Origin of the sequence: Glycomyces albidus (assembly GCF_009451885.1) — a bacterium.
In the GTDB taxonomy this organism is placed as follows: domain Bacteria; phylum Actinomycetota; class Actinomycetes; order Mycobacteriales; family Micromonosporaceae; genus Glycomyces; species Glycomyces albidus.
Genome location: NZ_WIAO01000019.1, coordinates 84,955 through 98,085, shown reverse-complemented (window position 1 = coordinate 98,085; position 13,131 = coordinate 84,955). Strand labels below are relative to the sequence as shown.

The 13,131-nt window shown below is 70.7% G+C and carries 14 protein-coding genes and 1 riboswitch; all 14 genes read right to left on the bottom strand.

All coding sequences use genetic code 11. The features are described from left to right. Positions 1-5 precede the first annotated feature (5 nt). Positions 6-106: riboswitch (glycine riboswitch) on the bottom strand. 21 nt (positions 107-127) lie between these two features. Continuing rightward, entirely contained in the window at positions 128-685 is a 558-nt protein-coding gene (locus tag GFD30_RS16030) for a MerR family transcriptional regulator (protein ID WP_153026199.1), read from the bottom strand. Positions 686-789: 104 nt separating this feature from the next. Then, positions 790-1,260, bottom strand: coding sequence for a bifunctional nuclease family protein (locus tag GFD30_RS16025; protein WP_322633304.1), 471 nt, complete (start codon positions 1,258-1,260; stop codon positions 790-792). A 127-nt stretch (positions 1,261-1,387) separates the two neighbouring features. Beyond that, a complete protein-coding gene (locus GFD30_RS16020; protein WP_091046005.1) occupies positions 1,388-1,822 on the bottom strand; it encodes an FHA domain-containing protein in 435 nt (144 codons plus the stop codon). A gap of 34 nt (positions 1,823-1,856) precedes the next feature. Then, positions 1,857-2,234 carry a glycine cleavage system protein GcvH gene (gene gcvH, locus GFD30_RS16015; protein ID WP_322633303.1) on the bottom strand — a complete coding sequence of 126 codons (378 nt, stop codon included), beginning with the start codon at positions 2,232-2,234 and terminating at the stop codon, positions 1,857-1,859. Positions 2,235-2,378: 144 nt separating this feature from the next. Further along, complete coding sequence (locus tag GFD30_RS16010; RefSeq protein WP_153026197.1) at positions 2,379-2,987, bottom strand: CDP-alcohol phosphatidyltransferase family protein; 609 nt, start codon at positions 2,985-2,987, stop codon at positions 2,379-2,381. Between the two features lie 349 nt (positions 2,988-3,336). Further along, the gene (locus tag GFD30_RS16005; RefSeq protein WP_153026196.1) at positions 3,337-3,960 is read right to left on the bottom strand and encodes a hypothetical protein; all 624 of its coding nucleotides are present in this window, start codon (positions 3,958-3,960) and stop codon (positions 3,337-3,339) included. A 157-nt stretch (positions 3,961-4,117) separates the two neighbouring features. After that, positions 4,118-4,750, bottom strand: coding sequence for a DUF624 domain-containing protein (locus tag GFD30_RS16000; RefSeq protein WP_153026195.1), 633 nt, complete (start codon positions 4,748-4,750; stop codon positions 4,118-4,120). A gap of 8 nt (positions 4,751-4,758) precedes the next feature. After that, positions 4,759-5,640, bottom strand: coding sequence for a carbohydrate ABC transporter permease (locus GFD30_RS15995; protein WP_153026194.1), 882 nt, complete (start codon positions 5,638-5,640; stop codon positions 4,759-4,761). Next, positions 5,637-6,635 carry a carbohydrate ABC transporter permease gene (locus tag GFD30_RS15990; protein WP_322633302.1) on the bottom strand — a complete coding sequence of 333 codons (999 nt, stop codon included), beginning with the start codon at positions 6,633-6,635 and terminating at the stop codon, positions 5,637-5,639. Before GFD30_RS15990 ends, GFD30_RS15995 begins: the two co-directional genes overlap by 4 nt. 33 nt (positions 6,636-6,668) lie before the next feature. After that, complete coding sequence (locus GFD30_RS15985) at positions 6,669-7,964, bottom strand: ABC transporter substrate-binding protein (RefSeq protein WP_153026193.1); 1,296 nt, start codon at positions 7,962-7,964, stop codon at positions 6,669-6,671. A 54-nt stretch (positions 7,965-8,018) separates the two neighbouring features. Continuing rightward, the gene (locus tag GFD30_RS15980; protein WP_153026192.1) at positions 8,019-9,476 is read right to left on the bottom strand and encodes a rhamnulokinase; all 1,458 of its coding nucleotides are present in this window, start codon (positions 9,474-9,476) and stop codon (positions 8,019-8,021) included. A gap of 37 nt (positions 9,477-9,513) precedes the next feature. After that, positions 9,514-11,544 (bottom strand): bifunctional aldolase/short-chain dehydrogenase, encoded by a 2,031-nt coding sequence (locus GFD30_RS15975; protein ID WP_153026191.1) that lies wholly within the window; start codon positions 11,542-11,544, stop codon positions 9,514-9,516. Beyond that, positions 11,544-12,713: an L-rhamnose isomerase gene (rhaI, locus tag GFD30_RS15970; RefSeq protein ID WP_153026190.1), complete on the bottom strand. Its 1,170-nt coding sequence runs from the start codon at positions 12,711-12,713 to the stop codon at positions 11,544-11,546. The genes GFD30_RS15975 and rhaI overlap by 1 nt, the downstream gene beginning before the upstream one ends. After that, a complete protein-coding gene (locus GFD30_RS15965) occupies positions 12,710-13,108 on the bottom strand; it encodes an L-rhamnose mutarotase (protein ID WP_153026219.1) in 399 nt (132 codons plus the stop codon). Before GFD30_RS15965 ends, rhaI begins: the two co-directional genes overlap by 4 nt. Positions 13,109-13,131 lie beyond the last annotated feature (23 nt).

Sequence of the window (13,131 nt, the reverse complement as noted above, 5' to 3'; positions counted from 1 at the left end):
GCGGCCTAACCCGGGCGGTCCTGGTACCTGAGAGTTTGAAGCGAGGGACTTGCCCCTTCGGTGCCGTGTAGCGCATGAGGCCCACGATCTCTCCCGCCCGGTTTTCCGGCTCTGCCGCCATCGTAGGTCAGGACACCCCGCGCCGGCGAGCGGGCACACCCGCCCTGTGGCGCTCCTCCACCCGCTCCGGCCCGTACAGCTGCGTCGGCGCCTTCACCGGCGCCTCACCCGGCAGCGTCGCCAACCGCCCCATCACCTCGGTCACCGTCGTCCGCACCGCGATCCCGAACACCCCCTGGCCGCCCCGCAGCAGGTCGATCACCTCGCCCGCCGACCGGCACTCGTACACCGTCGAACCGTCCGACATCAGCGTGATCTCCGCCAGGTCCTTCACACCCCGCGACCGCAGCGCCACCACCGCCTTGCGGATGTTCTGCAGCGACACCCCCGCGTCCAGCAGCCGCTTGATCACCTTCAGGACGATGATGTCCCGGAACGAGTACAACCGGTTCGACCCCGAACCCGACGCCCGCCGAATGCTCGGCTCCACCAGGCCCGTCCGCGCCCAGTAATCGAGCTGCCGGTACGTGATCCCCACGACCCGGCACGCCGCCGTCCCGCGCCAACCGCGGATCTGACTGGGAGGGACCGCGGTGCGTCCCGCGGGTTCACTGTGGGCGTCCATCGCGCATCCTCCGAGCACAACCGGTGTTCTCCGAGGGAGAGCGTAACGCGCACCGACCCTCCACCATGGGCGGAACCAGAGAAAACCTCGGCAGGTCGCGGGGGTCAGCGGTTCTCGTCGAAGTCCTCAGGCGTGACCTCTTCGAGGAACTCCCGGAACTTCTCCACTTCGTCCTCCTGCGTATCCGGCAGGACCACCCCGGCCTCGTCCAGCACCGCGTCCGCGCACCAGATCGGCGCCTCCGTCCGCAGCGCCAGCGCGATCGCGTCCGACGAACGCGAGGAGACCCGCGTACGCCCGTCCAGGACCAGCTCGGCGAAGTAGATCGTGTCCCGCAGCTCCGTGATCTCCACGGCCGTCAAGGCGACGTCCAGCGCGTCCAGCACATCCCGCATCAGATCGTGCGTCAGCGGACGCGACAGCTGCACGTCCTGCTGCTGGTAGGCGATCGCCGCGGCCTCCACCGTCCCGATCCAGATCGGCAGGTACCGATTCCCGTCGACCTCTTTGAGGAGCACCACCGGCTGGTTGCTCGGGAGTTCCACCCGGACCCCGACTACGGTCATCATCCGCACCGGTAACGCCTCCAACGGATCGCCGTCTAATGGAAGGACCCGCCAGGGACTGGCCCGGGCGGGTCCTGAGACTCTCAGCCTACTGCGCCGCAGGCGCGCGCGCAGCGCGCCCGCGGACGACTCGGTGCTACGCGGCCGGCTTGGGACCGGAGATGAACACCAGGCGGAACTTGCCGATCTGCACCTCGTCGCCGTTCCCGAGGCCCGCGGTCTCCACGCGCTCGCGGTTGACGTAGGTGCCGTTCAAGCTGCCCACGTCGCGGACGGTGAAGCCCGACGCGTCCCGGTGGAACTCGGCGTGGCGCCGCGACACGGTCACGTCGTCGAGGAAGATGTCCGAATCGGGGTGGCGCCCGGAGGTCGTCACCTCGGTGTTGAGCAGGAAGCGCGCACCGGCGTTCGGCCCGCGGCGGACCACCAGCAACGCGGTGCCCGCCGGCAGGGAGTCCGCCAACCGGGCTGAGTTGAGTTCCGCGTCGACCTCGCCGCCCTCCTGCAAGGCGGACAGGTTCATCGTGGCCGTCACATCCGGCGGAGGGAACTCGTCATTCGAACGCGTCATGGATTGCCACCTTCTACAAGTCTGGACCCTCTGGTCACTCCGTAAGCTTCGCATACGCACCGGCGTCGAGCAAAGCACTGAGCGAGCCGGAATCCTCGACTTCGATGTCGAACATCCAGCCCGCCGCATAGGGGTCGCTGTTCACCAATTCCGGGGATTCCGACAATTCGTCATTGCGTGCAAGAATCCTACCGGTCAACGGAGCGTACACGTCGGAGACGCTCTTGGTCGACTCGACTTCGCCGACCACGTCACCGGCCCGAACCTCGGCGCCCGCCTCCGGAAGTTGGACGTATACGACGTCGCCCAGCGCATTCTGCGCGAACTCGGTGATGCCGATGCGGACGACGTTCCCGTCGCGCCGCTCGACCCACTCGTGCTCAGCGGTGTAGCGCAGTTCTTCCGGAATCACCTGGTGCTCCCCTCTGCGAGCCCCCGCCTTGTGCGGGGTCGGACGCACATGACCGTATCGCCCGGCCGAAGCGGCGCTGCGCCGGGGCGGGGGCCGCGTGATCGACCGCCGCTCGCGGAAGCAGGGATGGGACCGCTTCCCTGCTCAGGCGGGGATCTCGGTGCGGTGGCGCCCGGTCTTGAGGAGGCCGGCGGCCTGGCGCAGGTACACCAGGGCCGCGAGCCAGTACAGGCCCAGGCCCCACCACGCGAGGGCCCAGCCGAGCGGCTTGGCCCAGGCGTCGGCCTCGGGCACGAGCCCGGCGATGACGAGCACCGGGAACGAGCAGAACACCACCGCGGTGGAGGCCTTCCCCAGGAAGTGGACTTGGGGCGGCGCGAAGCCGTGCCAGCGCAGGACGATGACCATCGCGACCATGACGGCCTCGCGGGCGAGGGCGGCGAGCGTGAACAGCCACGGGAGCAGGCCCACGTAGGTGAGGGCCAGGAGCGCGGTGAGGATGTAGAGCCGGTCCACGAACGGGTCGAGGAGCCGGCCGAGTTTCGAGACCTGGTTCAGGTGCCGGGCGAGCTGCCCGTCGACCCAGTCGGTGCCGCTGCCGACGGCGAGGACGACCGCGGCCTGCCAGTAGTACTGCGTCGCCAGGAGGAGGTAGCAGAACAGCGGGATGCCGAGGAGGCGCACGGCGGTCACGAGGTTGGGCCAGGTCCACACCCCCCAGCCGGTGGGCGGCGCTGTTGCTGACTTGCTCAAGGCGTTCCTCTCGGCGGCTCCGTCCGCCTGGCGGCCCGGTGCCCTGGGTCGGTCTCCTCTCGCTCGCCGGCGGACGAGCGGTGTGTGGTCGTTTCGTTTCGCTTCGGTGGGTGTACCGAGATTCTAGCCGGAGGGGCCGACACCCGTATCGGGGAAATTCGAGGGCTCTTTTGTGCTGCTGACGGGCGAAGCCCGGCGATATGGAGAGCTGAGCGTGGTGAGGACCGCTGGGCGGTCGAGGCGGAACGCCTCGGCGTCGATATATCTCTTATGTAAAACGTGATACGAAACAACTCGGGCCGGTCCTGCGGGACCGGCCCGAGTTGTCTTTCGCTCGGTTCGGCGGGGCCTAGGCCTCCGGCGCGCCCGGGATGTACTTCTCCGGCTCCTCCTTGCGGAAGAACGCGTTCGCGGACGGCACGGCCAGCAGGATGATCACCAGCAGCGAGCCGAGCACGCCCAGGACGAGCGCGCCCCAGGAGAGGACGGCGGTCCACGCCGGGTAGGCGCCGGTGACGGCGTCCACGATGGCCTCGACGTCGAGGGCCTCCAGGGTCGGGTCGCCCGAGTTCTCGAACGCGTACGTCAGGAACTGGGTCATGAACAGCGTCGAGGCCAGGCCGGCCAGCGTGCACAGGAGGATGATCGGCTGGACGATCCAGGTGATGATGCGCGCCGGGCGCTTCCCGGCGCCGTTGAAGGCCGCGAGCAGCAGCAGGCCGACCGCGAGCACGACGTTGAAGGCGAGCGCGCCGACGCCCGGCTCGAACGTGGTGCCCTGCGGCAGGTCGGACACGGCCACGCCCTGCGCCTCGAGGGCGTCCTCGGCGGCGGCACCCGCGTCGGCGCCGTACACGAAGCTCACGACGGTCTGGGCGAGGAGGAAGACGGCGAGGAGGATCTGGAGCCACACCGCGAGGCTGACCGATCCGGGTCGGACCTTGCCGGCGGGCTGGGGCGGAGTCTGGGACATGCGTTGCCTCCGTGCGGGTTCACGGGCACCGGCCGGGGCGGCCGGACCACTTGGGGGTGGTTCTCCCCCACGCTAGCAAGCATCGACACCCGTCGCTGGAAGGAACTCCGATCCTTCTCGCGCAGGACGCCGCGCGTCCGCCGATCGCCCGTGAGGACTACTCCCCCGCGTCCTCCCCGGAGCGGTCGAGGCGCCTGCGCCGCACCGCGACCGCCGCGCCCACCAGGCACCCGGCCATCGGGACCGCCAGCACCCACAGGGCCCAGGTCGTCGCCGCGAGCACCGCGACCCCGCCCAGGAGGATCCCGGTGCCGCCGGGATCGGTCCGGGCGGCGTCCACGGCGGAGGCGAACAGGTCGCGCCAGCGCTCCCCTGGGGACCAGTCCGCGGCCGCGCGCAGCAGCACCGTCAGCGCCAGGCCCGCGACGACGAACGTCGCCAGGGCGAACCCGGAGCGGCCGGGCACGCCCTCCTGCGCGAGCACGGCCAGGTTCAGCGCCAGCACGACGCCCGCGCCGACCACGGCCAGGCCGACGCGCCGGCCGCCCCGCCAGGCGGCCCGGAAGTCCGACCAGAACGAGACCCACGACGTCGAGTCCCCTTCGGTGTGGGCCCGCAGGTGCCGGGCCGCGGCCGCCAGCGCGGCCGGGACCGTCACCACCGGGAGGGCCGCCAGGGCGAACCAGACGCCGGTCAGCAGGCATTCGGCGAAGAGCGCGAAGCCCTCGCCGAACGCCTGCCGCCGCTGCGGCCTCGGCGACGCCTGCGAGCCGTAGATGCGTCCGGCCATGGCCGCCGCTATCCCTTGACCCCGGAGGTGGCGATGCCCTGGATGAGGAACCGCTGGAAGACCAGGAAGAACAGCACCACCGGCACGAGGGAGAGCAGGGTCATCGCCATCATGCCGCCCCAGTTCGTGACGCCCTCGGAGTTCGAGTACGCCTGCAGCAGCCGCGGCAGCGGGAACTTCTCCATGTCGTACAGGTAGATCAGCGGGCCCATGAAGTCGTTCCACGACCAGATGAAGGTGAAGATCGACGTGGTCACCACCGCGGGCCGCATGAGCGGCAGCAGGATCGAGAAGAAGATCCGGAAGTGGCCGGCCCCGTCGATCTTCGCGGCCTGGTCGAGTTCGCGCGGGATGCCCCGCAGGAACTGCATGAACAGGAACACGAAGAACGCGTCGAGCGCGAGGAACTTGCCGATCACGAGCGGGATGTAGGAGTCGGTCAGCTCGAGCTCGCTGAAGATCAGGTACTGCGGGATGAGCATGACCTGGCCCGGCAGCAGCAGGGTCGCGATGACGATGCCGAGCATGAGGCCCCGGCCCGGGAACTGGAGCCTGGCGAGGGCGTAGGCGGTGATCGCCGAGGAGGCGACCGTGCCGACGACCGAGAGGGCCGAGATCAGGAACGAGTTCCAGAAGAACCGCCACAGCGGGATCCCCGCGAGTCCGTCGAACGCGTTGCCGAAGTGCTCCCAGGTGACCTGGTCGGGCCAGAGCGCGGTGTCGGTGATGATGTCGACGTTGTCCTTGAGCGAGGCCGTGACGACCCAGAGCAGGGGGTACAGCACCACCGCGAGCACGGCGAGCATGCACGCGTGCCACACGACGGACTTCATCTGGACGGACGCCGGTCTGCGGTTCCCGGCGACCGCGTGTTCGGTCTTGACGGTCATCGGCCGTCCTCCCCCGCGTAGAAGACGAGCCGCCCGGCGGCCCGGAACATGACGATCGTGACGATGCCGACGGCGAGGACCAGGAGCCATGCGTAGGCGGAGGCGTAGCCCATGCGGAAGTCGGTGAAGGCCAGGCTGTAGATACGCACGGTGTAGAAGAGCGTCGACCAGGCCGGGGCGCCGGCGTCGCCGCCGATGATGTAGGCGGGGCCGAAGAGCTGGAACGCGCCGACGGTCTCCATGAGCACGTTGAAGAAGATGACCGGCGAGAGCATCGGCAGCGTGATGTGGACGAACTTGCGCCATTTGCTCGCGCCGTCGACGTCGGCCGCCTCGTAGAGCTCCTGGGGGACCTGCATGAGCCCGGCCAGGAAGATGACCATGGGCGCGCCGAAGCTCCACACCGCCAGCAGCACCAGCATGAGGATCGAGACTTCGGGGTTGCCGAGGAAGCCGCCGCCGTCCCAGCCGAAGGCGCTCATGAACCGGTCCTGGGTGCCGTCGTTGGAGAACAGCGCCTTCCAGATGAGCGCGACGCCGACGCTCATGGCGATGAGCGAGGGCATGTAGAACGCGGCCCGGTAGAAGCCCATGCCGCGGCGCTGCTGCGACAGGAGCATCGCCACCAGCAGGGAGGCGACGAGTTTGATCGGGACGGCGATCACGACGTACAGGAGCGTGACCCTGACGGCGCGGAAGAACATCGGGTCCTCGAAGATCGCCGTGTAGTTGGCCATCCCGACCCAGTCGCCGCCCCGGATGAGGTGGTAGTCGGTGAAGGACAGGTACAGCGACCAGGCCATCGGCCCGATCGTCAGCACCGCGGTGCCGATGAGCCACGGGGTCATGAAGGTGTAGCCGGCGAGTCGCTCACCGCCGCGGACCGCCGAGGAGCGGCGCTTGGCCGCTCCTCGGGTCCCGCGGACCGGTGGCGCTCCGGCATCACCGACCGGGCCGGACTTCGGCTCGGCGGCGGTGGAGGGAGACGCTGACACGGCTTGTGTTTCCTCTGCGGTGGGTCGGTCGGTTTACTGCTCGGCGGCCAGAAGCGTCTCCGCTTCGGTGAAGAACGTGTCGACCGCTTCGGCGGCCGTCAGTTCGCCGTACTGCACCTGCTGGTAGATCTCGCCGAACTTGACCTCGATCGAGCCGGTGGCGGCCGGCGGGGGCGGCGGCGGCGCGGTGAGGTACTGCTCGACGCTGGCCTCGTAGTCGAGGACGGCCTGGGAGACCTCGTCGATCTCGACGTTCTCGCGGCCGACGTTGGTGGCCGGGATGCCGCGGCTGGTGCCGAGGATCGCGATGGCCTCCGGGTCGGTGAGCAGGAAGTCGATGAGCTTGCCCGACTCCTCAGGGTATTCGGTGGTGGCCGAGATGCACAGCTGCATCGACGGCTTGAGGTAGAGGCCGAGGTTCGCCGGGTCCAGGCTCGGCGGCGCGGCCAGGGCGAGGGTGCCGCCGTTCTCGGCGACCGTCGGGGCGTACCAGGCCAGGAAGTTGTCCCAGCCGGGGTCGGCGCCGATGGTGTCGAGGACGAACCCGTTCTCGGGCGCCCACTGCGAGGACACGTCGATCGGCGGGACGGCGCCCTCGGCCTGGAGGTCGGCGTTCAGCGTCCACCATTCGACGAGCTTCGCCTTGTCGAAGTTGAGCGCCTTGCCGTCCTCGGTGTAGAAGCTGCCGCCCTGCTGGCGCAGCCACAGCTCCATGAAGTGGTACTGACCGGCGAAGTCGCCGCCGCCCCACTTGCCTTCGGGGAGGGTACCGGTGACCGTCCGGATGGCGTTCTGGTAGTCGGCCCAGGTGTAGCCGGGCTGCAGGGTCACGCCGGCCGCCTCGTACCAGTCGGAGCGGTAGATCAGGCCGAGCGTGTTGCCGGCGATCGGGACGGCGACCAGCTCGCCGTTGACGTGGCCGGTGTCGAGGAAGCCGTCCAGGAAGTCGGAGGTGTCGACGAGCCCTTCGAGCGGCATGAGGAGCCCGTTGCTGCCGAACTGCAGCAGCCGCGAGTAGTCCATGTTCAGCACGTCCGGCAGGTCCTTGGCGGCCATGCGGGTGGTCATGGAGTCCCAGTAGGTGGGGAAGTCCGCGAAGTTGGTGCGGACCTTGATGCCCTCGTTCTTCTCTTGGAAGAGGTCGACGGCCTGCTGGGTGACTTCGGCGCGGGCCTCGTCTCCCCACCATTCGAAGCTGATCTCGATCGGGTCGTCGGCGGTGCCGGCCGGCCCGTCGTCGCCGCAGGCGGCCGCGGCGGCGAGCGCCGCGGCGCCGGTGGCGCCCGCGAGGAGGGATCGGCGCCGGAGGCGGTAAGGGTGGCTGATCATCGTTGATTGCTCCTTCTTATATGAGGGGTCCCGCCGGGGCGGGCCTTTCGGGATCTATCGGTTCGGCCCCAACAAGCGTTGGGAGGCTTGCGTCCAAGGGGTTTGCGGCCCTTGGGGTTCGTGGCGCCGGGGCTGCGCGGAGGCGCGGGCGGCGGCGCGGCGGGCCTCGGGCCCGGGCTCGATGAGTCCGAGGGCCTGGGCCTGGACGAGGGCGTTGCCGAGGGCGGTGGCCTCGTCGGGTCCGGCGAGGACGGTGCGTCCGGTGGCGTCGGCGGTGAGCTGGCACAGCAGCGTGTTCTTGGAGCCGCCGCCGACGATGTGGACGGTGTCGACCGCCTCGCCGGTGAGGGCCTCGAGCGCTTCGATCGCGCGGCGGTGGGCCAGCGCGAGCGAGTCGAGGATGCACGCGGCGGTCTCGGCGGGGGTGGCGGGGACGGGCTGGCCGGTCTCGGCGCAGTAGGCGCGGATGCGTTCTGGCATGTCGCCGGGGTCGGCGAAGCGGGGGTCGTCGGGGTCGACGACGGAGCGGAGGCGCTCGGCCGCGGCGGCGGCGTCGAGGAGCGCGGGGAGGTCGACGTCGGTGCCTTGGCGGCGCCAGGTGTCGACCGATTCGCTCAGGAGCCACAGGCCGGCGACGTTGCGCAGGAAGCGGACGGTGCCGTCGGCGCCGCGTTCGTTGGTGAAGCCGGCGTCGAGGGCGGCGGGGGTGGCGATGGGGGTGTCGCGTTCGGTGCCGACGAGGGACCAGGTGCCGCAGGAGATGTAGGCGGCGCGGTCGGTCTCGTAGGGGACGGCGGCGACGGCCGCGGCGGTGTCGTGGCTGGCGGTGGCGATGTATTCGGTGGCGGCGCTGAGGCCGGTGGCCTCGGCGATCTCGGGGAGGAGGGGGCCGAGGACGGTGCCGGCGGGGGTGATCGGGCCGAGGACGGACAGGTCGAGGCCGAGGGCGTCGGTGAGGTCCCGGGACCAGTCGCCGGTGGCCTGGTCGATGAGGCCGGTGGTGGAGGCGTTGGTGGCCTCCCAGGCCGCTTCGCCGCTGAGCCAGTAGCCGAGCAGGTCGGGGATGAGCAGCAGCCGGTGGGCGCGGGTGGTCTCGGCGGCGAGCTGGAAGACGGTGTTGAACGGCTGGGGTTGGACGCCGGTGAGCGCGAAGAGGTCTTCGGCGCCGGTGCGGGCGAGGACTTCGGCTCTGGCCTCGGCGCCGCGGGGGTCGCGGTAGCAGCGGGGGTTGGCGAGGAGGTGGCCGTCGGCGTCGAGGAGGCCGTAGTCGACGGCCCAGGAGTCGACGCCGACGGCGGCGGTGTCGTCGCCGGCGCTCGCGGCGACGGCGCGGAGGCCGTCGAGGACGCCGGACCACAGGCCGAGGACGTCCCAGTAGAGCCGGCCGCGCACGGGCACGGCCCGGTTGGGGAACCGGGCGGCCTCGGTGAGGCCGATCCGGTTCCCGGAGACGTGGGCGGCCATGACGCGTCCGGAGGACGCGCCGAGGTCGACCGCGGCGAGCACCGTCATAGGCGCTCACCTCGGGGGGCCGCGGGCGGGGCGGGGGTCATCGCAGGAACCCCTGGGGGTTGCCGGAGTCGACGGGGATGTGGACGCCGGTGGTGAGGCCGAGGTCGGGGCCGACGAGGGCGTAGACGGCGTCGGCGACCGAGGACGGCAGGACTTCGCGCTTGAGGAGGGTGCGCCCGGCGTAGTACTTGCCGAGTTCCTCCTCCTTGACGCCGTAGACGGCGGCGCGTTCGGCGCCCCAGCCGGAGGCGAAGATCCCGGAGCCGCGGACGACGCCGTCGGGGTTGACGCCGTTGACGCGGATGCCGTGCTCGCCGAGTTCGGCGGCGAGGAGGCGCACCTGGTGGGCCTGGTCGGCCTTGGTCGCCGAATACGCGATGTTGTTGGGGCCGGCGAACACCGCGTTCTTGGAGGCGATGTAGACGATGTCGCCGCCCAGGCCCTGGTCGATCATGGCGCGGGCGGTCTCGCGGGAGACGAGGAAGGAGCCCTTGGCCATGACGTCGTGCTGGAGGTCCCAGTCGGCGGCGGTGGTGTCGAGCAGCGGCTTGGACAGGGACAGGCCGGCGTTGTTGACGACGAGATCGACGCCGCCGAAGGCGAGCGCGGCCTCGGCGACCGCGGCGGCGACCGCGGCCTCGTCGGTGACGTCGCAGGCGATGCCGACCGCGACGTCCGCGGTGCCGATCGCGGCGGCCGCGGCGGCGGCCTTCCCGGCGTCGAGGTCGGCGACGACGACGCAGGCGCCTTCGGCGGCGAGGCGTTCGGCGGTGGCCCTGCCGATGCCGCCGGCCGCGCCGGTGACGAGGGCGATGCGCCCGGCGAGCGGTTTGGGCTTGGGGCGGCGCTGGAGCTTGGCCTCCTCAAGGGACCAGTACTCGATGCGGAACTTCTCGGACTCCTCGATCGGCCGGTAGGTCGAGACGGATTCGGCGCCGCGCATGACGTTGACGGCGTTGACGTAGAACTCGCCGGCGACGCGAGCGGTCTGCTTGTCGGGGCCGAAGGAGAACATGCCGACGCCCGGGACGAGGACGATCGCCGGGTCGGCGCCGCGGATCGCGGGGCTGTCGGGTTCGGCGTACCGCTCGTAGTAGGCGCGGTAGTCGTCGCGGTAGGCGGCGTGGCGCTCGCGCAGGTGGGCGATGACGTCGTCGAGGGGGGCGTCGGCGGCGGTCTCGAGGACGAGGGGCCGGACCTTGGTGCGCAGGAAGTGGTCCGGGCAGGAGGTGCCGAGGGCGGCCAGGCGCGGCATCTCGGCGGAGGCGAGGAAGTCGAGGACTTCGGGTGCGTCGGTGAAGTGCCCGACCTGGCGGTGGTCGGTGGAGGCGAGGCCGCGGACGACCGGTGCGAGCGCGGCGGCGCGCTCGCGGCGGGCCTCGGGAGCGAGCGGGGCCCATGCGGCGACGCGGTCGCCGAAGGGGTTCGCCTTGCCGTGCTCGGCGAGGTAGGCCTCGCAGCCGCGGATGATCTCGAGCGAGTTCGCTTCGCACGCTTCGGAGGTGTCGCCCCAGGCGGTGATGCCGTGGCCGCCGAGGATGCAGCCGATGGCCTGCGGGTTGGCGGCCTTGACGGCGGCGATGTCGAGGCCGAGCTGGAAGCCGGGGCGGCGCCACGGGACCCACACGACGCGGTCGCCGAAGCACGCCTTGGTGAGGGCGGGGCCGTCGGCGGCGGTCGCGAAGGCGATGCCGGAGTCGGGGTGGAGGTGGTCGACGTGCGCGGCGTCCACGAGGCCGTGCATGGCGGTGTCGATGGAGGGGGCGGCGCCGCCGCGGCCGTGGAGGCAGTAGTCGAACCGCTCGACCATGGCGTCCTCGTGTTCGGCGCCCGGGTAGGTGCCGGCCATGGCGCGCAGGCGGTCCAGTCGCAGCACCGCGAGGCCGGAGGCGGTGAGGGTGCCGAGGTCGCCGCCGGATCCCTTGACCCACAGCAGTTCGACGTCGGCGCCGGTGACCGGGTCGGCCTCGGTGCCCTTGGCGGAGGTGTTGCCGCCGGCGAAGTTGGTGTTCCGCTTGTCCGCGCCGAGGCGGTTGGAGCGGGTGATGAGGTCGTCGACAGTGCTCATTACGCGCCCCACCCGGCCTGGGAGCCGCCGACGCGGGCGGCCTTGATCTCCTCGGCGTAGCCGCTGGCGGCGTAGGCGGCGAGGGGGTCGGGGTCCAGGCCCTGCTCGGTGCGGACCTCGGCCAGGAGCGGTCGCACGTCGGTGTTGTAGGCGTCCATCAGGACCGCGTTGGCGCCGAGGACGTCGCCGGCGGCCTGGGCGGCGGCGAGCGCGTCGTGGTCGACCAGGAGGGCCTTGGCGGTGGCCTCCTGGACGTTCATGATCGAGCGGATCTGGCCGGGGATCTTCGGCTCGATGTTGTGGCACTGGTCGAGCATGTAGGCGATGCCGGAATCAGGTCCGATGACCTCGCGCAGGGCCAGTTCGTGCATGATGCGGAAGAGCTGGAACGGGTCGGCGGCGCCGACCATGAGGTCGTCGTCGGCGTAGAACCGGGAGTTGAAGTCGAAGCCGCCGAGCCTGCCTTCGCGCAGCAGGAACGCGACGATGAACTCGATGTTGGTGCCGGGGGCGTGGTGGCCGGTGTCGATGACGACCTGGGCCCTGGGGCCCAGCTTGAGGCAGTGCGCGTAGGCGGTGCCCCAGTCGGGGACGTCGGTGGTGTAGAACGACGGCTCGAACAGCTTGTACTCCAGCAGGATCCGCTGGTGGTCGCCGAGGCGCTCGTAGACCTCGGCGAGGACGTCGGCGAGGCGGTCCTGGCGGCCGGCGATGGAGTCCTGGCCGGGGTAGTTGGTGCCGTCGGCGAACCAGAGCTTGAGGTCGGTGGAGCCGGTCGCGTCCATGATGTCGACGCATTCGAGGAGGTGGTCGGTGGCCTTGCGGCGGATCTTCTTGTCGGGGTGGCAGACCGAGCCGAGCATGTAGTCGTCGTCTTGGAACGTGTTCGAGTTGATGGTCCCGATGCGGACGTTCAGGTCGGCGGCGTGGCGGGCGAGGTCGGCGTAGTCCTCGACCCTGTCCCAGGGGATGTGCAGGGCGACCGAGCCGGCGGCGCCGGTGTACTTCTGGACCTGGGCGGCGTCGGCGAGCTTCTCGTACGGGTCGCGCGGGACGCCCTGCTGGGCGAAGACCTTGAAGCGGGTGCCGGAGTTCCCGAACGCCCATGAGGGCATCTCGATGCTCTGGCCCGCCAGCACCTGCTTGGCGTACGGGGTGCGGTCACTCATTTGCCGGCTCCTTCAGCCGCGGCGTCGGCCGCGGCCAGTTGGGTCTCCAGGTTGAACACTTCGGTGAGGACGTGGAACGAGTCGTCGGCGTTGGCGCCGCCGGTGCCTTCGAAGAACGGGGCCATCTCGGCCTGCCAGCGGGCGTTGACCTCGGTGCGGGCCATGGCGTCGCGGGCGGCGTCGAAGTCGGCGGTCTCGAGGTAGCCGACGAGGAGGCCGTCCTCGGACAGGAACAGGGAGTAGTTCGTCCACCCGGTCGCGGCGAGGGCGCGGAGCATGTCGGGCCAGACCGCGGCGTGGCGCTCGCGGTACTCGGCGAGGCGCTCGGGCTTGACGCGGAGGGTGAAGCACACGCGTTGGAGCGACGCTCGCGAGCCGGACGAGGGGTCCGGCAGCGGCGGCCGGCGGTCGGGTGGCG

Coding starts and splice junctions, on each gene's coding strand:
- GFD30_RS16030 (WP_153026199.1), bottom strand. CDS start 685: ATGGACGCCCACAGTGAACCCGCGGGACGCACCGCGGTCCCTCCCAGT.
- GFD30_RS16020 (WP_091046005.1), bottom strand. CDS start 1,822: ATGACGCGTTCGAATGACGAGTTCCCTCCGCCGGATGTGACGGCCACG.
- GFD30_RS16005 (WP_153026196.1), bottom strand. CDS start 3,960: ATGTCCCAGACTCCGCCCCAGCCCGCCGGCAAGGTCCGACCCGGATCG.
- GFD30_RS16000 (WP_153026195.1), bottom strand. CDS start 4,750: ATGGCCGGACGCATCTACGGCTCGCAGGCGTCGCCGAGGCCGCAGCGG.
- GFD30_RS15995 (WP_153026194.1), bottom strand. CDS start 5,640: ATGACCGTCAAGACCGAACACGCGGTCGCCGGGAACCGCAGACCGGCG.
- GFD30_RS15985 (WP_153026193.1), bottom strand. CDS start 7,964: ATGATCAGCCACCCTTACCGCCTCCGGCGCCGATCCCTCCTCGCGGGC.
- GFD30_RS15980 (WP_153026192.1), bottom strand. CDS start 9,476: ATGACGGTGCTCGCCGCGGTCGACCTCGGCGCGTCCTCCGGACGCGTC.
- GFD30_RS15975 (WP_153026191.1), bottom strand. CDS start 11,544: ATGAGCACTGTCGACGACCTCATCACCCGCTCCAACCGCCTCGGCGCG.
- rhaI (WP_153026190.1), bottom strand. CDS start 12,713: ATGAGTGACCGCACCCCGTACGCCAAGCAGGTGCTGGCGGGCCAGAGC.